Raw genomic sequence first — 17,691 nt, forward strand, 5'->3', positions numbered from 1 at the left:
GCGACATTAACGATGAGCTGACATGACGTTCAGGATTGGAGTGATCGCCGACACGCATGGACTGCTGAGGCCGGAGGCGGAGCGTTGCCTCGCCGGCGTCGCGCACATTATCCACGCCGGCGACATCGGCACCCAGGTTGTGATGGATGGGCTTTGCCGCATCGCGCCCGTCACCGCGATCAGGGGAAATGTCGACCGGGGCGCGTGGGCCGAACGCTTTCCCGAAACCCAAACGCTGCGGCTCGGCGACTTCAGTTTCCACGTCCTGCACGACCTCAACGCGCTGACGATCGATCCTGCTGAGCGCGGCATCGACGTCGTGGTCTCAGGGCATTCCCACCGTGCACGGATCGAAACCGTCAACGGCGTGCTTTATCTGAATCCAGGCAGCGCAGGGAAGCGGCGCTTCAAGCTGCCGATTACGCTGGCAACTCTGGAGCTCGGTTCCGGCGGGCCGCTGCGGCCCGTCATTCATGATCTCGACAGGATCTGACGCTGGGCCAGCGGCCGCTGCCTAGTGCGTCTTCGATTTCTGCCAACGCTCCAGGTCCGCCGGCGGCCGTTTCGGATCGATCTGGTCCTTCTCGGGATTGCCTTGCCAGGGTTTCGTGGTTTGCCGATGGGTCGGCATGTCCGTCTGCTGGCGCGGATCGTCAAGCGGTGTCTCGCGCGGGTCGGTTTCAGGGTCGGTCGCCTTTGGCATGTGTGCTCTCCCGGGATTTGCGCGTGCCGGTAGGGCAACAACCCGAGCAGGATCAGCTCGTTCCAGCGGCTTCGTCATGGTTCCGGCTGCGGCGATCGGCTCAGGAACGACTCCGGATGTCAATTCATTGCTCCATGTCAGGATCGCGAAGCGATACAGGAGCAAAAGATGTCAAAAATGCCTCCCGTCCCCGAAGAGCAGCGAAGCAACAAGGGACCCGGCGCAGATCCGGCAACCGAAGTGGAAGAACGTGTGCCGGGCCGCGAGAATTTCGACACCCAGGGCCGCCACGGCAACATCAAGCAGAACACGACCAACCAGGGCTACCAGCAGGATCGATGATGCTCGACCTCGACAGACGCAGTGAGAGACGCTCGATGCGCATGACGGGTCTTGTGCTGGCCGCCGTGCTGGCCACCGCCTCCGCCGGGCCCGCATGGGGGCAGGGAGGTGGCGGCGGCGCGGGAGGAAGCGCCGGTGGCGGGGCGGCCGGGAGCACGTCGTCGGCGCCGGGAACCAATTCGGCGGGGACGGCTCAGTCGAGTGGCGGCGCAGGCCCGCGCGGATCGACGACGGTCGGGCGACCCGGCAATCCGGCAGGGGGCGCCAATGTCGGACGCATCGATGGGACGGTCACGCCCGGACCCTCGCTCGAGGGCGACGACCAGATTCGCTCCGAGACCTCGCGCAATTCCGAGGCGGATCGAAAGATCAAAAGCATCTGCAAGGGATGCTGAGCTCACGATGCTGAGCCCATGATGCTGAACCCTTGATCAGGACGCCGGCTTGACCGGCGTCCAGTCCAGGTCTGCATCGTCGCGAGGCTGGGGGTCAGCCGGGCAAGGCCTGATCTTTAACCCGTCCTGGAGCACCGCCTCGCCCTCGGCATGCTCGACCAGTCCCGCCTCGTCGGCTTTCTCCAGCGCTTCCTCCTTGGTCGAAAACGTGCGGCTCACCTTGTCTCCGTCCTTGAACAGGGCGTATGCCATGATCGCCTCTCTGGCTTTCGTCGCTACGCTTTATGCGATTTCCCTGAGGTTACTCAGGGTCGACAATCCACCCAAAGCAAGAACGATCTTCTCGGCATGTGCATCTCCATCGTGTGGACGACAGACGCAACGTGATATCGAACGTTCCTATCGGTGAATGAAGCCGATAGCCAATCGCGCATGCGTGCCGACGAATGTCTCGCTCGCTTAACGCGCCACTTCGCAAAACAGGAACCATGGCTGCGGCGCCCGCTTATCAGACGCGAGTTGGAGGCGCCTGATGGGAAAGAAGCAATTTGCCGCTCTGCCGTTTCGGCTGGACAAGTCCGAGCTGCGGGTGATGCTGATCACGACCAGGCGCAAGCGCAGGTGGAGCGTCCCAAAGGGCTCGCCGATGCGCAACAAGGAGCCGCACCTGACGGCTGCTCTCGAGGCCTATGAGGAGGCGGGCCTGGTCGGTGTCGTGGCCACGCGCGCATTGGGCAGCTTCAAGCATCGCAAGCGAAAAGGCGATCGCAAGCAGACCATGAACGTTGCGGTCTTCCCCATGAAGGTGCACGGGCGGGAGCGCTGGTGGCCCGAGAAGGGTGAGCGGGAAGCGATCTGGGTCTCGCCCAAGACGGCGGCGCGCCTGGTGCACAAGGCGCAGCTTCGGCGCCTGATCGCCCGGTTCGCGGCGCAGACGGCGCGCGAGGCAACCTTGCCGCTGAGCCGGTGAGGAGTGGCATTGATCGCTTTTCCCGGCGGCCATCCTTCGAGACGCCCGCTTGAGGCGGGCTCCTCAGGGGGAGGACAGAGTGCGCGGCCGCAGTTTCAACGAGCACCGATGCTGATCAGCCTCATCCTGAGGAGGCGCGTAAGCGCCGTCCCGAAGGACGAGGCGTGCGCGCAGGCGACCCCGATGGGTCGTATGCGATAGCCCATCCAAATCGCGTCGCGCTTTAGGGCCGCCGCACGCTGCAGATCTCGTTCGGAGCTGGCGTGAGGCTTGCGGCATATTGCATGTCCAGAAAGCCGGCGCGCCAGCGCTGCGCCATGGCCGTCTCCGACAGGTCGAAGGATTTCTCGGGCCCGGCTTCCTCGCGGCCGGGGCGGTAGCTCATGAGATAGACCTCGTCCTCGTAGTGGAGGTCCTGGAGCTCGGCGCGGAGCTGACGGGCCTCCAGCGCGTAGCCAAGGCGCTGGAAGGTCTGATTGCCGAAGGTCAGGTCGCTCTTGCGCTCGGAAGCGGCCTCGAGTCCGTCAGGGACCTTGCCATCGCGCGGAAACAGATCGATCACATAGAGGCGGAGCGGGCCTGCAGTATCGAGGATCGGATCGAACGGCGCGTTCAGCGAGAACCCGCCGTCGCCAAGCCAGCGGCCCGCGATCTGCACCGGAGCGAATTCGGGGAGGAATCCGCAGCTCGCCATGATGTGGTCCATCTCGATCCGCTCCGATGCGGAGTCGAACAACACGGCATCGCCGCTTTCGACGTCCGTGGCGCAGATCGTGATGCGCAAATCGCCGCCGTTCAGACGTCCGAAATCGATCAAGCGCTGAAGGCGTTCGCGGGTCGGGCCGAGATCGTAGAGGCCGCCGAAGTGAGATGCAGGGAGCGGGAGGCGGGGGTGGAAGAAGCCGGAGTGTCCCAGCACGCGCGTATTGATCGAGTTCAGCCACGCAAACGCATGGCGGCCCGGGTTCGGCACGTCGGCCGGACTGCTTGGCGCATGCCAATAGCTGCGCAGGTTCTGGAGCCGGTCGTCGCGCGCGCTCCCCGCGATCAGCGCAGCGGTGATGGCTCCAGCCGACGAACCGGTCACCCAGTCGATTGGCAGCCGAAGCGAAATGAGTGCTTCAAACACACCGCCATGATAGGCGCCGAGGCCGAGGCCGCCGGAGAACACGACTGCGGTGAGAGGACGCTCGGCTGCGGCCGCGCCGCCTGGTCCAGGTGCACTGTCAGCCAAGATGGGCGCCAGTTGCCAGCCGGGACGTCGGAGCACTCCTGTAACGGCGCGCATAGTGGCAGGAGGGATTGATCACAAGAGCGGCGGTGAGCAATCGATATCTCCTCTCAAACCTCCGATTTCGACATTGAACGCGGCTCCCGATGCGGTGTTCCAAAGGCTCGAACGACGCGGCTACTCGGGCAGAGGCGTGTCGGCGATGTCCATGAGCGCGCCGAGGCCTTGGCGGAGGCGCCGCGTCGCGATGCTGTCGTTCGCCAGGCCGAACACCACGAGCGAGCGCGCGGTCACCGCGTAAGCATGCCCGAACTCGAATTCGGCCATCGGCGCGTCGGGCCGATTGGTGTCGATCAGGCCGAGCCAGCTGCGTCCGTCGGTGACCTCCGGCAGGGTGAAGTTCACGACGTCGTGGTGCGCGTTGTAGACCAGCAGCATGGTCGCATCCGAGCCGCGGCGCTTGATCCCGGTCTCCTGCGCGCGGCCGTCGAGCAGCATGCCGAAGCACTTCGCATTGCCGTCCTGCCATTGCTCCGTCGCCATCTCCTCGCCGGATGGTGACAGCCAGGTGACGTCCTTGACGTCGAGCTCCTCGTTGTGCGAACCGACCAGGAAGCGGCTGCGGTAGAGGATCGGAAACGCCTTGCGGGTGGCGATCAGCTTGCGCACGAACTCGCGCAGGCTGCGGCCGTTCGCGGTGATACCCATCCAGTTCAGCCAGGTGGTCTCGTTGTCCTGGGCGTAGGCATTGTTGTTGCCGTTCTGGCTGTGCCCGAACTCGTCGCCCGCGAGCAGCATCGGCGTGCCGTGGGACAGCAGCATCGTGGCCAGCAGATTCCGCTTCTGGCGCTCCCGCAAGGCGGTGATCTCCGGATCGTTGGTCGGCCCTTCGACGCCGCAATTCCAGGAATGGTTGTTGATGTGACCGTCGCGATTGTCCTCGCCATTCGCCTCGTTGTGCTTGTCGTTGTAGGAGACGAGATCGTTGAGGTTGAAGCCGTCATGCGCGGTGACGAAATTGACGCTGGCCCAGGGCCGGCGACCGCGCTTGTTGAAGAGGTCGCCGGAGCCCGAGACGCGCTTGGCAAAATCGGCCAGCGTGCCCGGATCTCCCTTCCAGAAGGCGCGTACGGTGTCCCTGAACTTGTCGTTCCACTCGGCCCAGCCCGGCGGAAACTGGCCGACCTGGTAGCCGCCGGGACCGATGTCCCAGGGCTCTGCGATCAGCTTGACGCTGGAGAGCACGGGATCCTGGCGGCAGGCGTCGAGGAAGCCGCCACCTTCATCGAAGCCATAGGGTTCGCGCGCCAGGATGGTGGCGAGGTCGAAACGGAAGCCGTCGACGCGCATCTCGGTCGCCCAGTAGCGCAAGGAATCGGCGACGAGCTGAAGCACGCGCTGATGCGAGAGATTGACGGTGTTGCCGGTACCGGTGTCGTTGATGTAGTAGCGCTTCTTGTCCGGCAGCAGGCGGTAATAGCTCGCATTGTCGATACCCTTGAACGACAGGGTCGGGCCCAGCTCGTTGCCTTCGGCAGTGTGATTGTAGACGACGTCGAGAATGATCTCGATGCCATGGGCGTGAAACTGGTTGACCATGGCCTTGAACTCGTTCGCGGACGTCGCCTTGAGGTAGCGCGGATCAGGAGCGAAGAAGGCGATGGAATTGTAGCCCCAGTAATTGCGCAGGCCTTTCTCGACCAGATAGCTGTCGTCGACGAAGGCATGGATCGGCAGCAGCTCGGCGCTGGTGATGCCGAGCGAGCGCAAGTAGGCCGAGACTTCCGAATGCGCGAGGCCCGAGAAGGTGCCGCGCTCGGCTTCCGGCACCAGCGGGTGCAGCTGGGTGAAGCCCTTGACGTGCATCTCGTAGACGATCGTCCGCTCCCATGGCACTTCCGGCTTGCGCGCCACGCCCCAGGTGAAAGCAGGATCGATGACGCGGCATTTTTGCATCAAGGGCGCGCTGTCGCGCTCGTCGTAGGACAAATCCTTGTCGGCGTGGTCGAGCCGATAGCCGAACAGCTCCGGCCCCCAGCGGAGCTGGCCGACCAGCTGCCTGGCGTAGGGATCGAGCACGAGCTTGTTGGGGTTGAAGCGGTGGCCGGCGTCGGGCTCGTAAGGACCATGGACGCGATAGCCGTAGACGGTGCCGGGGCGGGCGGAGGGCAGATAGCCGTGCCAGACCTCGTCGGTATATTCGGGCAGCTCGATGCGCTCGAGCTCGGTTTCGCCGGCATCGTCGAACAGGCAGAGCTCGACCTTGGTGGCATGGGCGGAGAACAGCGCGAAATTGACGCCGAGGCCATCCCAGGTGGCGCCGAGCGGGAAGGGTCTGCCTTCGGTGATCCGGGTGCGGCGCAGGCGCGAGGCCGCCCGCGTCAGGGCGTCGTCCGGATGTGCTGGCTGGTCCATCTCTGCCCCCGAATTGCCCGTCAGGATATCGGCGCAGTCGCGGCAAGGGGCTCCACGTCGGCCGGCTTGGACAGCGCGCTGGTTTTCTGCAGGGCGGCCTCCTTGCTGATGGCCGGAATGGAGTTGCCGATACGTCCAACGATCGCGATCAGCTCGGCGTCCGACAGTCCGAGCCGTTTCTTGACGAGGCGCACCTGGGTGCGGTCGGTCAGGTCGAGCTTGTTGCGGATCGGTTGCGGCTTCGGGCGGCGCATGGCCACGGCTCCTGTGTGGGATGGTAACCGTCGCGCGGCTGATTCCGTTCCCGTCGCGCTGCAAATGTCCGGCGCCGGCGCCGCGGAGGAACGAACGCACGCGGCTCCGCTTTGTCGCCCCAACGCGCGCAAGCGATCTTGAAGCGTGCCAAGGCGGGCATGCGGCGAAAGGCGACGGGCTTGAATCAAAGACTGGGAAAGGCCGAGCAAAGTCGGCGCCATGGTCCCCAGATCGTCGATCACGGGGTCTTGTTCAACCTGTGGGCGCCGACGGCGCGATCGGTCGAGCTGCTCGAAATCGGCCAGCCGCCACGGAAGATGCCGCGCGATGCGGACGGCTGGTACCAGCTGCTCAGCCACACCGCGCGCGCCGGCACGCGCTATCAGTTCAGGATCAACGACGATCTCGTCGTGCCCGATCCCGCCTCGTGCTTCCAGCCGGACGATGTCGGCGCGCCGAGCGAGGTGGTCGATACGGCCGCGTTGAGGGACCCGGTGCTCTATCCGGACCGCCCCTGGGCGGAAGCGGTGATCTATGAGCTGCATGTCGGCACGTTCAGCGAGGAGGGGACCTATGCCGGCGTCGCGAAGAGGCTGCCTTATCTTCGCGATCTCGGCATCACCGCCATCGAGCTGATGCCGCTCAACGACGTCCCCGGCCGGCACAATTGGGGCTATGACGGCGTGCTCCTGAACGCGCCGAATGCCCGCTACGGCCGGCCGGAGGATCTCAAGCACCTGCTGCGCGCCGCGCATGCCCTCGACATCATGGTCTATCTCGACGTCGTCTATAACCATTTCGGACCGCAGCTGAACTATCTGCATCTCTATGCGGAGAACTTCTTCAACCCGCGCCACACCACCGGCTGGGGGCCCGCCGTCAACCTGGAAGGCGCCGACGGCGCGTTCGTGCGTGGATTCCTGATCGAGAATGCGCTGATGTGGCTGCGCGACTATGGGTTCGACGGCTTGCGGTTCGATGCCGTGCATGCGCTGAAGGACGATTCGGACCGTCATTTCCTGGTCGAGCTCGCCGAGACCCTGCGCAGTCAGTTGGCGGGCCGGCGCGTCCATCTGATGCTGGAGAACGAGGCCAATCAGGCGCACCTGCTCGCGCGTTCACAAGGACGGGCGACGTACTACGACGCGCAATGGGGCGACGATTTCCACAACGCGCTCCACGTCCTGCTCACCGGCGAGGACGAAGGCTATTACCGGGCCTTTGCGGACAAGCCGCTCGAGCATCTGGCGCGATCCCTCACCGAGGGCTTTGCCTATCAGGGCGAGGTGTTTCCGCTGCACGAGGCGCCGCGCGGCGAGCCGAGTGCTTATCTTCCGCCGGAAGCCACCATCTTCTTCGCCCAGAACCACGACCAGATCGGCAACCGCGCCTTCGGGGAACGGCTGTCCGGGCTGGTCGGTCCGGACAGGCTGGAGCTGGCCCTCGCACTGGTTCTGCTCAGCCCGCATATTCCGATGCTGTTCATGGGCGAGGAAGCGGCCGCCGAAACGCCCTTCCTGTTCTTCGCCGACTGGACGGGCGAGGCTGCCGAACTGACGCGGGAGGGCCGCCGCAAGGAGTTTTCACACTTCAAGGCCTTCGCGTCGCCCGAAACGCGCGCCGGGATCCCGGACCCGTGCGACGAGAGAACCTTCCTTGCCTCCAGGCTGGACTGGACCAGCATCGAGCAATCGCCCACTGGCACAAGGTTCCGGACGCTGACGACGCAGCTATTGACGATAAGGCGCGAGAAGATCGTCCCGCTGGTCAAACGCGGGTTTGTTTCGGCGCAGCGACAGCTGCTGGGTACCGATCCCCGCATGGGCGGCGTGGATGTGCGCTGGCAGACGGAGCAGGGCGACGTTCTGCAGATCGTCGCCAATTTCGCCGACCACGAACTGCCGATGCCCTCGCTGGTCGACGGCGAGAGCCTGTGGCGATTGCGTCCTCATGTCGCCGGAGCACTTGCGCCCGGCGACATGATCGTGAGGCTTGGCCGCAAGCGCTGACGAGCGGGCTACCCTCCGGCACGGCTCGCGACAGCCGGCGTCGGCGAGGTCGCGAACTTGCCGAGCCCGAGATAGACGAGGCCTGCCACGCCGATTCCGAACAGCCAGCTCAGGTCGGCACCGCCGAGCAGATAGATCGAGACCGGCCCCTGCAATGCGCTGACGAGGCCGTCCTCCACCAGCCACCCGGCAACGAGGCCGGCGAAGAACGCGATCATGCCGGCCCAGTTGATGTCGCCATAGGCGCTGGTCTCCGGCGAGCGATAGAGCTCGGCCACCTCGATCTTGCCCTTGCGCTTGATGTAGAAGTCGGCGAGCACCACGCCGGCCCACGGGCTCATCCACAACAGCAGGCTGATCATCCAATGGTCGAACGCCTTCGCGAAGGACGGCGCGAAGATGAAGTAGAGGGTCACCAGATAGCCGGCGACGCCGACGATGATTGTGAGCCAGAAGCGCGAGAGCTTCAGCCCTGCGCTTAAGGCCGCCAGCGCCGCCGAATAGACGTTGAGGATGTTGGTGGCGATCGGGCCGTGCAGCACCATCAGGAGCACGAGGATGCTGACGGGACCGCCGAACACCGCGCTGACCATCTTGGCGGGGTCCGTGTCCAGCGTCGTCGAGGCAATGGTCGCGCCGAGAATGCCGAGCCAGACCGTCGGCACGAACATGCCGACATAGCTGTACCAGAACACGGCTTTCGAGGGCGTCGAGCGCGGCACGAAGCGCGAATAGTCGGAGGCCCAGGTGACCCAGGAGATGCCCCAGCCGACGCCGATTGCGGTCATCAGCATCGTCAGCATCGCCAGATGCGCGCCGGGCGGCAGCGAGGTGGTCAGGTTCCAGTTGACGACGCCGGGCCGCGTCCAGGCCAGCACGCTCATCAGCACCATGATGGCGATGGTCGGCGGCACCGTGTACTTCTCGAAGGTGCGGATTGCGTAGAAGCCGTAGACGCCGATCAGCACCTGCACCGCCATCACCAGCGTGATGACGACCATCTCGATCAACCAGGTGTCGGGTACGCCGAACTGGCCGAGGATGCCCATCGAGACCTTGACGGGGAAGTAGGTGTTGACGCCGATCCAGCCCAGCGTCATCAGGAACATCAGGATGCTCGGCAGGTAGGCGCCGCGGACGCCGAAGGCGGACCGGCTCAGCACCATCTGGTTGACGCCGGTCTTGTGTCCCATCACCGTGAAGGTCGCGAAGATCGCGCAGCCCACGATGTTGCCGAGCACGATGACCGCGATCGTCTCCATCAGGCCGAGCTTGAGGATGATGCCGAGCGCGCCGAGCGCCCAGTTCACCGGCGCGATGTTGGCGCCGGCCCAGATCCACATCTGCTGCGGCCCGGTGGAGTCCCGGTCCGCGTCCGGGATCGGCTCGATGCTGTGAATATCAGCGCGAAGTTCGGTATCCGTCATGAGATCCCCCAATACGAAGCACGCTTCGCATCATCGCAGCATAAATCGTGCCATGGACTAGCGGTGCGGCCGGGGAGGGCGCGTTTCGATGCCGAATGCAACGAGGCGCGCCTCGGATGCGACTGCGTTTTCGAGCGCGGGCCAGGCTGCTGCGCCGGCTTGCCGCGGCACACCGGACCTGCCGCCCGATGGTGGCGATCGGTGCACGGCCGGGCAGCGGTACGATGATAAATTAAGCAGCCCAACTCAAAAGCGCAGCACGCGCCGCTAGTCGAATAGGGCAGCGGCGCTGTCGCGACTGGGATTGCCGGCGACGATGCGCTGCATCATCTCGATGAAGAGCGCCTGTTCGCGCTGGCTCAAATCGCCGAGCGTTGCGCGATGCGCCCGCCGTGCCGCGCCCTCGATTCTCACCAGCAGCGCGGCACCGGCGGGCGTCAGGCGGCACAATCGCGCGCGCCGATCGTCCTTGTTCACCGCGCGCTCGACCAGGTTCCGCGCGGCGAGCCGCTTCAATGCGCCGGTCGTCGTGGTGCGATCGAGCGCGATATCGGCCGCCAAAGTGGTCTGATCGGCTGTTTCGCGCACCGCCAGCGCCGAGAGCAGGCTGTATTGCAGCGGCGTGACCTCGAATTCCCCGCAGGCGTCCTGAAACAGCGCGACGTGAATCTGGTGCAGCCGGCGGATCAGATAGCCGGGCCGTTCCGACAATGGCCAGGGGCGGTGCTTGCCCCCGCTGCGACTTTTCCTGGCTTGCCGCAATGCACGCTCTCCCAACCCCGAAAACCGTTCGCGCTTAGCTCGATTCGAACGCGCCCGCCACAACAGCATCATGGCACGAAGCTTGCTTTTGTCCAAATGCGAAGCATGCTTCGTAATGTCAAAATACGAAGCATGCTTCGTATTTCGAGAGCGGGGCAACCGCCTGCGCGAGAGTAAGGAGAGCGCCATGTCCGTCACTGCCAGCTTCGACCTTCTGCTGCGAGGCGGTCGCGTGATCTGCCCGGCCTCCGGCGTCGATGGCCTCAAGGACGTCGCCATCCGCAATGGCAAGATCGCGGCGGTCGCATCCGACATTCTGCCGACCAGCGCGAAGGAGGTCGTCGATGTCAGCGGCAAGCTCGTGCTGCCGGGTCTGATCGACACCCACGCCCATGTCTATCAATATGTCTCGGGACGCTTCGGCATGAACCCCGACATGGTGGGCGTGCAGTCTGGCGTGACGACGCTGGTCGATCAGGGCGGTCCGTCCTGCATGACGCTGCCGGGCTTCCGCCATTTCATCGCGGAAGCAGCGGCCTCGCGCGTCTATGCGTTCATCTCCGCCTATCTCGTCGGCGGACTCGAGGGCCATTTCTATCCGCAGCTCTATAGCCCCGACGGCGTCGACATCGACGCGACCGTCAAGGCGGCAACCGCCAATCTCGATCTCGTGCGCGGCATCAAGGCTCACGCCGAGATCGGCGGCTTCGCGCGCTGGGGCATCCGCGTCATCGAGATGGCGGCCGAGATCGGCAAGCGCGCCGACCTGCCGGTCTATGTGCATTTCGGCCAGCTCTGGGGTCTGCCCGAGAGCGGCGCCAACGGCGAGGACGCCGACACCATCCTCACCCGCGTCATCCCGCTCTTGCGCGAGGGTGACATCCTTGCTCATCCCTTCACGCGCCATCCCGGCGGCTTCGTCAACCGCGAGGGCGAGGTGCATCCGGTGATCCAGGCCGCGCTCGACCGCGGCCTCAAGGTCGATGTCGGCCACGGCAGCCACTTCTCCTATCGGCTCGCGAAGAAGGCGATCGCTGCCGGCATCATGCCGACCACGTTAGGTGCCGACATCCACGGCTACAACACCCATGTGCCGGCGCCGGCGGGAACGCCGGACCAGCATGAGGACGACGAGAACCATCCCTTCGCCGGCCAGGCCAAGTTCAGCCTGGTCCAGGCGATGAGCTCGATGATGGCGCTCGGCCTGACGCTGGAGCAGGTGGTGCCGATGGTCACCTCCAATCCCGCGAAAATGCTCGGCCGCAGCGGCGAGATCGGTGCGCTCAGGGTCGGCATGGACGCCGACGTCTCCGTGCTCGCGGAGAGAAACGGCCGCTTCGTCCTCAAAGACAACGAGAACAACGAGGTGATCGCCGAGCGCCTGCTGCAGCCGGCCTTCTGCCTGCGCGCCGGCACCCGCTTCGACGCGGTCGCACCGATCCTGCCGCAGGCCGTCGCGGCATAAGGCCGGGCGGTGAAGGAGAACGCCGAGTTGCGTAACGAGCGAGAATTTCCGCAACGAGAGACCGGGCAGGGCGTCGGCGCACGGCTGCCGCGCAAGGAAGACGACCGCCTGATGCGGGGCCGCGGCCTCTATGTCGGCGACGTCAGGCTCGCCGGCCTTCAGGACGTCGCCTTCGTGCGCAGCCCGCTGGCGCATGCGCGCATCCGCGGCATCGATGTGCCCGAACGTTATCGCGGCAGTGTCTTCACGTCGGCCGATCTCGTCGGCATCAAGCCGATCCGTGCGGTGTCAGGGCTCCCTGGCTTCAAGATCTCCGAGCAGCCGGTGCTCGCGACCGGCAAGGTGCGCCAGGTCGGCGAGCTCGTCGCGATGTGCCTCGCGCCGACCCGCGCCGAGGCGGAGGACATCGCAGCCTCCGTGACGCTCGATCTGGAGGACCTGCCGGCGATCCATGACATGCTGAAGGCGCGCGAGCCAGGCTCGGCGCTGGTGCACGAGCATTGGGGCGACAACGTCTTCCTGGAGACCAATTACGAGGTCGACATCTCCGCAGCGCTCGATGCGCCGATCAAGGTGACGCGCGAGATCTCGACGGCGCGGCAGTGCATGTCGCCGCTGGAAGGCCGCGGCGTGGTCGCGACGTTCGATCCGAGGCTCGACCAGCTCACGCTGCATTCGGCGGCGCAGATGCCGCATATCACGCGCAGCGGCCTTGCCGAATGCCTCGGCATGGAGGAGGGCCGGATCCGCGTCATCTCGCCCGATGTCGGCGGCGGTTTCGGTCACAAGGGCATTTTGTTGCCCGAAGAGGTCTGCCTGTCCTGGCTGACGATGCGCTGCGGCCATCCGGTGCGCTGGCTCGAAGACCGCCGCGAGCATCTCGTCGCCAGCTCCAATTGTCGCGAGCATCACTACAGGATCACGGTCTATGCCGACAGCGACGGCACGTTGCGCGGCATCGATTGCGAAGCGACGGTGGATTCCGGCGCCTACTCGTCCTATCCGTTCTCGGCCTGCTTGGAGGCCGCACAGGTCGCCAGCATCCTGCCCGGCCCCTACAAGATGCCGGCCTATCGCTGCCGCACCTTCTCGGTCGCGACCAACAAATGCCCGATCCTGCCCTATCGCGGCGTCGCGCGCACCGGCGTCTGCTTTGCGTTGGAATTGATGCTGGATCTCGTGGCGGCGGAAGCCGGTCTCGAACCCGGTGAGGTCCGCTTGCGCAATCTGGTACGCCCCGAGCAGATGCCGTTCGACAACATCACCAGGAAGCATTTCGACAGCGGCGACTATCCGGAAGCGATGCGCCGCGCGCTCGCAGCCATCGACATCGACGCCATCCGCGCCAGGCAAGAGCAGGGCGAGGCCGACGGCCGCCGCATTGGTGTCGGCGTCTCCATCTATTGCGAGCAGGCCGCGCACGGCACCTCGGTCTATTCCGGCTGGGGCATCCCGATGGTGCCGGGCCACGAACAGGCTTCCGCCCGGCTGACGCCGGACGGCGGCCTTGAACTGCGCGTCGGCGTGCACTCGCACGGGCAGGGCATGGAGACCACGCTCGCGCAGGTCGCGCATGAAATCCTCGGCGTGGATGTTGCCAAGGTGCGTATCATCCTCGGCGACACCGCGATGACGCCCTATTCGACCGGCACCTGGGGCTCGCGCTCGATGGTGATGGCGGGTGGTGCGGTCGCGGCCGCCTGCCGCGAGCTCGGCGAACGTGCGCGCCGCATCGGCGCGAAACTCCTGCAGCACGATCCGGCCGCCGTGGTGTTGCAGAACGGCGAGGTGCGCGGCGTCAACGGCAGCGTCAGCATCCAGACTATCGCCCACACCTGGTATCGCCGCCCGCAGGATTTGCCTGTAGACGTCGATCCTGGCGGGCTCGAGGTGACGCAAGGCTACAAGCCGGTACGCGACAGCGGCACCTTCAGCTATGCCGCGCATGCCGCCGTCGTCGCGGTCGACTCCGATCTCGGCGAGGTCGAGATCCTCGACTACGTGATCGTCGAGGACGGTGGCGTGCTGGTCAATCCGCTCGTCGTCGACGGCCAGATCTATGGCGGCCTCGCCCAGGGTATCGGCACCGCGCTCTACGAGGAAATGCCGTTCGACGCCTCCGGCCAGCCGCTGGCGACGACGCTCGCGGATTATTTGCTGCCCGGGCCGACCGAGGTTCCCGCTGCGCGCCTTGATCACATGGAGACGCCATCGCCTTACACACAGTTCGGCGTCAAGGGCATCGGCGAGGGCGGGGCCATCGCGCCGCCCGCCGCCATCGCCAATGCCGTCAACGACGCGCTGCGCCCGCTCGGCGTCGAGCTGATGCAATCGCCGATCACCCCGCATCGCATCGTCGCGGCCGTGCTGGCCGCGCGTGCGGCGGAGAGGAGTGCGGCATGAAACCGGCGCCCTTTGCTTACGAACGCCCGCGCGACCTCGACGCGGCTCTCTCGATGCTGGCCGGAAGCAATGGATCGGCAAAGATCATCGCCGGAGGCCAGTCGCTCGGCCCCATGCTCAATCTCCGGCTGGTGCAGCCGGAGCTGATCGTCGACATCTCCGGCCTTGCCGAACTCAAGCGCGCAGAGGTCTCCGGCGGCGAGCTGGTGCTCGGCGCCCTCGTCACCCATGCCGATATCGAGGACGGCCGCACGGCCGACGTGACCCGCGGCGCCATGCGGGCCGTCGCCGCCAACATCGCCTATCGCGCGGTACGCAATCGCGGCACGATCGGCGGCTCGCTCAGCCACGCCGATCCCGCCGCGGACTGGATTTCGGCACTCGCTGCCCTCGGCGCGCGCGTGACGCTGCGCAGCCTTGCCGGTGCGCGCACCCTGGCGATCGAGGCCTTCATCGTCGGCGCACTTGAATCCGCGCTGCATGCTGGTGAGATCGTCGAGGCGGTCCATGTCCCGGCGCGCACGGCTTCCGCGCATTGGGGCTATGCCAAGAGCTGCCGCAAGACAGGCGAATTCGCCCATGCGATCGGTGCGGTGTTGGTCGATCCCGCCGCCGCCTCGGCGCGTATCGTGATCGGTGCCATCGATACGACGCCCATCGTCGTCACTGATGCCGCGGAGCTGTTCGGCGGCCGCATCGCCGCCGACTACAAGCAGCGTTTCGATGCCCGTGTCGCTGACGTGCTCCTTGCAAAAGCCGGCATCGACGACGCCGCGCAGCGCCATATCCATATCAGCGTGTTGAAGCGCGCCGTTCTGGAGGCCGCGGCATGACCACGATCGCGCTTCAGGTCAATCGCCGCGCGGTGGAGCTGCCCGCCGAGCCGCGCACCAGCCTTGCCGACTTCGTCCGCGACAAGCTCGATCTCACCGGCACCCATCTCGGCTGCGAGCATGGGGTCTGCGGCGCCTGCACCGTGCTGCTCGACGGCGTTCCGGCGCGCTCCTGCATCACCTATGCGGCAGCCTGCGAGGGCGCCGACGTCACGACGATCGAAGGCCTCGACGAGGACGAGATCACCACCGAGCTGCGCGCCGCCTTCACCCGCGAGCACGCGCTGCAATGCGGCTATTGCACGCCGGGCATGCTTGTCTCCGCGCGCGACCTCGTGCTGCGTCTGCCCGACGCCGACGAGCGCCGGATTCGCATCGGCCTCAGCGGCAATCTCTGCCGCTGCACCGGCTATGTCGGCATCGTGCGCGCGGTGCAGTCCGTGATCGAGGCGAGGCGCGCGCGCAATGTCGGGCCGCTGGCGGATGGCGGCCGGACCGTGCTTGGTCCTGCCGGCTCGGGGCGAGCGGCAACCGCCCGGAGCGAGCTGCGGCCTGCGCGGCCTGCGCCGGCATCGGAAAGTGCCACCCCAAGCAGCATCTCCGACTTCACGCCGGCAACAATACTCGATCAGCGCTTCACGCTGCCGCATCCGCCGGCAAAGGTGTTCGCGATGTTCGAGGATATCGCAGGCATCGCATCCTGCCTTCCCGGCGTGTCGCTGACGTCGTTAAGGTCGGAGCGCGTCGAAGGATCGATCCGCGTCAGGCTCGGTCCGATCGTAGCAAGCTTCGAGGGGGCAGCGCGCGTCGAGCGGGATCCCGCGGCGCTCTCGGGACGCATCGTCGGCATCGGCACCGACCAGCGCAGCCATTCGGCGACGCAGGGTGAGATCCGTTACCGCCTGCTGCCGCTCGAAGACGGCGCGGCGACATCAGTCGAACTGTCGATCGGCTACACGCTGACGGGAATGCTCGCCCAGGTCGGCCGGCCCGGCCTGGTGCGCGACCTCGCCAAACGCCTGATCGCGGAGTTCGCCGCAAATCTCGACCGCCACATGTCCGGTGCGCCATCGGGGAGGGCAGCTCCCGCGGAGCTCGGCTTCTGGTCGGTTGCATCGGACGTCTTGCGAGCCCGGCTCGCCCGGATTTTCGGCCGCGCCTTCGGAAGAGGTGGTGCGGAATGATCGGCGCGCCGGCGCCGCGGAGTGACGAAGCCTGGACTGCCTAGACATCAACAGCGTGGGATTTGGAGAGACAAACATGACACGAGCACTCGGACTGGTCAGGACTATCGCGCTGGCGACGACCTTGATTGGCGGCGCCGCAGGGGCGCAGACCATCAAGATCGGCGTCAACGAGCCGCTCACAGGCGCGTTCGCCGCGTCCGGCACCTACGTCGTCAACGGCGCCAAGATCGCCGCCGACGAGATCAACGCCAAGGGCGGCATCCTCGGCAAGAAGATCGAGCTCGTCATCGAGGACAACAAGAGCAACCCGACGGAGGCCGCCGCCGTCGCCGAGAAGCTCATCACCAGCGACAAGGTGCCGGTGCTGATGGGCGCCTGGGGCTCGAGCCTGACGCTCGCGGTGATGCCCAAGCTGATGGAATACGAGACGCCGATGGTGGTGGAGACCTCGTCCTCCGGCAAGATCACGACCACGGGCAATCCCTTCATCTTCCGCATCTCGCCGCCCTCGGCGGTCGAGGCGGCCGCGTTCAAGAACATCGTCGACAAGCTCGCGCTGAAGAAGGTCGACTTCCTCGTCATCAACAACGATTGGGGCCGCGGCACCGCCGAGGACTTCAGCAAGATGATGAAGGACAAGGGCATCGCCATCGGCCTCGTCGAGACCATGGACCAGGGCGCGCAGGACATGAGCGCGCAGCTCTCCAAGATCAAGGGCTCGGATTCGGAGACCGTCATCGTCACGACCGCCGTCGATCAGCTGACCCTGATCTTCAAGCAGGCCGCCGCGCTCGGTCTGAAGAAGCGCATCATCACCACCGGCGGATCGCAGAACCCGGACCAGATCATCGCGCAGGCGGGCGCTGCCGCCAATGGCACCATGCACCTGACGACCTTCCTGCCCTGGTTCCCGGACAAGACGCCGAACCCGGAAGCCACCAATTACTTCGTCGCGGAATGGAAGAAGCGCGGCTTCGAGTTCGCCGGCTGCACCGAAAGCTTCCGCGGCTATGACGGCATCCGCACCGTGGCCGCCGCGATCGAGAAGGCCGGCAAGGCCGAGCCCGCCGCGATCAAGGCGGCGCTCTGGAACATCAACATCAAGGGGCTGAACGGCGACATCGTGTTCCGCAAGTCGGGCCCCGAAGGCAAGGAGAGCGGGCAGAGCCAGCCGAACGTCTATCTCATCGAGATCGCCGACGGCAAGATCGAGATGAAGACGCTCTAGAGCGCGATGAGATCAGGTTCGGCGTAGCAACGAAGGTGGTGCGCTCCCTCTCCCGCTTGCGGGAGA

17 protein-coding genes are annotated in these 17,691 nt (G+C 65.8%); 10 read left to right on the forward strand and 7 right to left on the reverse strand.

All coding sequences use genetic code 11. The features are described 5' to 3' along the window. Positions 1–22: 22 nt before the first annotated feature. Positions 23–493, forward strand: a complete 471-nt coding sequence (locus tag BDOA9_RS18095; RefSeq protein ID WP_025035373.1) for a metallophosphoesterase family protein — start codon at positions 23–25, stop codon at positions 491–493. Positions 494–514: 21 nt separating this feature from the next. Here BDOA9_RS18095 and BDOA9_RS18100 read toward each other — a convergent pair whose 3' ends face one another. Continuing rightward, a complete protein-coding gene (locus BDOA9_RS18100; RefSeq protein ID WP_025035374.1) occupies positions 515–703 on the reverse strand; it encodes a hypothetical protein in 189 nt (62 codons plus the stop codon). A gap of 168 nt (positions 704–871) precedes the next feature. Here BDOA9_RS18100 and BDOA9_RS38875 point away from each other — a divergent pair, with 168 nt between their 5' ends. After that, positions 872–1,045 (forward strand): hypothetical protein, encoded by a 174-nt coding sequence (locus BDOA9_RS38875; RefSeq protein WP_192859581.1) that lies wholly within the window; start codon positions 872–874, stop codon positions 1,043–1,045. Beyond that, positions 1,042–1,440 carry a hypothetical protein gene (locus BDOA9_RS18105; RefSeq protein WP_052363094.1) on the forward strand — a complete coding sequence of 133 codons (399 nt, stop codon included), beginning with the start codon at positions 1,042–1,044 and terminating at the stop codon, positions 1,438–1,440. Before BDOA9_RS38875 ends, BDOA9_RS18105 begins: the two co-directional genes overlap by 4 nt. 36 nt (positions 1,441–1,476) lie before the next feature. Here the strand turns inward: BDOA9_RS18105 and BDOA9_RS18110 are convergent, their stop codons facing one another. Beyond that, on the reverse strand, positions 1,477–1,692 hold the full coding sequence (locus tag BDOA9_RS18110; RefSeq protein WP_025035376.1) for a hypothetical protein: 216 nt from the start codon (positions 1,690–1,692) through the stop codon (positions 1,477–1,479). A 280-nt stretch (positions 1,693–1,972) separates the two neighbouring features. Here BDOA9_RS18110 and BDOA9_RS18115 point away from each other — a divergent pair, with 280 nt between their 5' ends. Beyond that, complete coding sequence (locus BDOA9_RS18115) at positions 1,973–2,410, forward strand: NUDIX hydrolase (protein WP_025035377.1); 438 nt, start codon at positions 1,973–1,975, stop codon at positions 2,408–2,410. Between the two features lie 223 nt (positions 2,411–2,633). Here BDOA9_RS18115 and BDOA9_RS18120 read toward each other — a convergent pair whose 3' ends face one another. From BDOA9_RS18120 to BDOA9_RS18130, 3 genes are all read right to left on the reverse strand, one after another. Continuing rightward, positions 2,634–3,644 carry a patatin-like phospholipase family protein gene (locus BDOA9_RS18120; protein WP_042336193.1) on the reverse strand — a complete coding sequence of 337 codons (1,011 nt, stop codon included), beginning with the start codon at positions 3,642–3,644 and terminating at the stop codon, positions 2,634–2,636. 174 nt (positions 3,645–3,818) lie between these two features. Beyond that, positions 3,819–6,056 carry a glycogen debranching protein GlgX gene (gene glgX, locus BDOA9_RS18125; protein WP_025035379.1) on the reverse strand — a complete coding sequence of 746 codons (2,238 nt, stop codon included), beginning with the start codon at positions 6,054–6,056 and terminating at the stop codon, positions 3,819–3,821. Between the two features lie 20 nt (positions 6,057–6,076). After that, complete coding sequence (locus BDOA9_RS18130) at positions 6,077–6,310, reverse strand: DUF3606 domain-containing protein (protein ID WP_042336195.1); 234 nt, start codon at positions 6,308–6,310, stop codon at positions 6,077–6,079. Between the two features lie 180 nt (positions 6,311–6,490). Between BDOA9_RS18130 and treZ the strand changes: the two genes are divergently transcribed. Next, a complete protein-coding gene (gene treZ / locus BDOA9_RS18135; protein ID WP_244521489.1) occupies positions 6,491–8,320 on the forward strand; it encodes a malto-oligosyltrehalose trehalohydrolase in 1,830 nt (609 codons plus the stop codon). Positions 8,321–8,328: 8 nt separating this feature from the next. Here treZ and BDOA9_RS18140 read toward each other — a convergent pair whose 3' ends face one another. Next, positions 8,329–9,747, reverse strand: coding sequence for a cytosine permease (locus BDOA9_RS18140; protein ID WP_025035381.1), 1,419 nt, complete (start codon positions 9,745–9,747; stop codon positions 8,329–8,331). 267 nt (positions 9,748–10,014) lie between these two features. Then, the gene (locus BDOA9_RS40120; protein ID WP_025035382.1) at positions 10,015–10,458 is read right to left on the reverse strand and encodes a MarR family transcriptional regulator; all 444 of its coding nucleotides are present in this window, start codon (positions 10,456–10,458) and stop codon (positions 10,015–10,017) included. A gap of 238 nt (positions 10,459–10,696) precedes the next feature. Here BDOA9_RS40120 and BDOA9_RS18150 point away from each other — a divergent pair, with 238 nt between their 5' ends. The 5 genes from BDOA9_RS18150 (at position 10,697) to BDOA9_RS18170 (ending at position 17,625) form a co-directional block, all read left to right on the forward strand. Next, positions 10,697–11,974, forward strand: a complete 1,278-nt coding sequence (locus BDOA9_RS18150) for an amidohydrolase/deacetylase family metallohydrolase (protein WP_025035383.1) — start codon at positions 10,697–10,699, stop codon at positions 11,972–11,974. A 9-nt stretch (positions 11,975–11,983) separates the two neighbouring features. Next, entirely contained in the window at positions 11,984–14,377 is a 2,394-nt protein-coding gene (locus tag BDOA9_RS18155) for a xanthine dehydrogenase family protein molybdopterin-binding subunit (protein ID WP_025035384.1), read from the forward strand. Beyond that, the gene (locus BDOA9_RS18160) at positions 14,374–15,210 is read left to right on the forward strand and encodes an FAD binding domain-containing protein (protein ID WP_025035385.1); all 837 of its coding nucleotides are present in this window, start codon (positions 14,374–14,376) and stop codon (positions 15,208–15,210) included. Before BDOA9_RS18155 ends, BDOA9_RS18160 begins: the two co-directional genes overlap by 4 nt. Further along, on the forward strand, positions 15,207–16,394 hold the full coding sequence (locus BDOA9_RS18165; RefSeq protein ID WP_025035386.1) for a xanthine dehydrogenase family Fe-S subunit: 1,188 nt from the start codon (positions 15,207–15,209) through the stop codon (positions 16,392–16,394). The genes BDOA9_RS18160 and BDOA9_RS18165 overlap by 4 nt, the downstream gene beginning before the upstream one ends. Positions 16,395–16,470: 76 nt before the next feature. After that, the gene (locus tag BDOA9_RS18170) at positions 16,471–17,625 is read left to right on the forward strand and encodes an ABC transporter substrate-binding protein (protein ID WP_025035387.1); all 1,155 of its coding nucleotides are present in this window, start codon (positions 16,471–16,473) and stop codon (positions 17,623–17,625) included. Positions 17,626–17,691 lie beyond the last annotated feature (66 nt).

The organism is Bradyrhizobium sp. DOA9, assembly GCF_000617845.2.
Lineage (GTDB): Bacteria > Pseudomonadota > Alphaproteobacteria > Rhizobiales > Xanthobacteraceae > Bradyrhizobium.

Bases quoted from the DNA above. Each gene is read 5' to 3' on its own strand.
- BDOA9_RS18095 (WP_025035373.1), top strand. From the start codon at position 23: ATGACGTTCAGGATTGGAGTGATCGCCGACACGCATGGACTGCTGAGG.
- BDOA9_RS18100 (WP_025035374.1), bottom strand. From the start codon at position 703: ATGCCAAAGGCGACCGACCCTGAAACCGACCCGCGCGAGACACCGCTT.
- BDOA9_RS38875 (WP_192859581.1), top strand. From the start codon at position 872: ATGTCAAAAATGCCTCCCGTCCCCGAAGAGCAGCGAAGCAACAAGGGA.
- BDOA9_RS18105 (WP_052363094.1), top strand. From the start codon at position 1,042: ATGATGCTCGACCTCGACAGACGCAGTGAGAGACGCTCGATGCGCATG.
- BDOA9_RS18110 (WP_025035376.1), bottom strand. From the start codon at position 1,692: ATGGCATACGCCCTGTTCAAGGACGGAGACAAGGTGAGCCGCACGTTT.
- BDOA9_RS18115 (WP_025035377.1), top strand. From the start codon at position 1,973: ATGGGAAAGAAGCAATTTGCCGCTCTGCCGTTTCGGCTGGACAAGTCC.
- glgX (WP_025035379.1), bottom strand. From the start codon at position 6,056: ATGGACCAGCCAGCACATCCGGACGACGCCCTGACGCGGGCGGCCTCG.
- BDOA9_RS18130 (WP_042336195.1), bottom strand. From the start codon at position 6,310: ATGCGCCGCCCGAAGCCGCAACCGATCCGCAACAAGCTCGACCTGACC.
- BDOA9_RS18140 (WP_025035381.1), bottom strand. From the start codon at position 9,747: ATGACGGATACCGAACTTCGCGCTGATATTCACAGCATCGAGCCGATC.
- BDOA9_RS18150 (WP_025035383.1), top strand. From the start codon at position 10,697: ATGTCCGTCACTGCCAGCTTCGACCTTCTGCTGCGAGGCGGTCGCGTG.
- BDOA9_RS18160 (WP_025035385.1), top strand. From the start codon at position 14,374: ATGAAACCGGCGCCCTTTGCTTACGAACGCCCGCGCGACCTCGACGCG.
- BDOA9_RS18165 (WP_025035386.1), top strand. From the start codon at position 15,207: ATGACCACGATCGCGCTTCAGGTCAATCGCCGCGCGGTGGAGCTGCCC.
- BDOA9_RS18170 (WP_025035387.1), top strand. From the start codon at position 16,471: ATGACACGAGCACTCGGACTGGTCAGGACTATCGCGCTGGCGACGACC.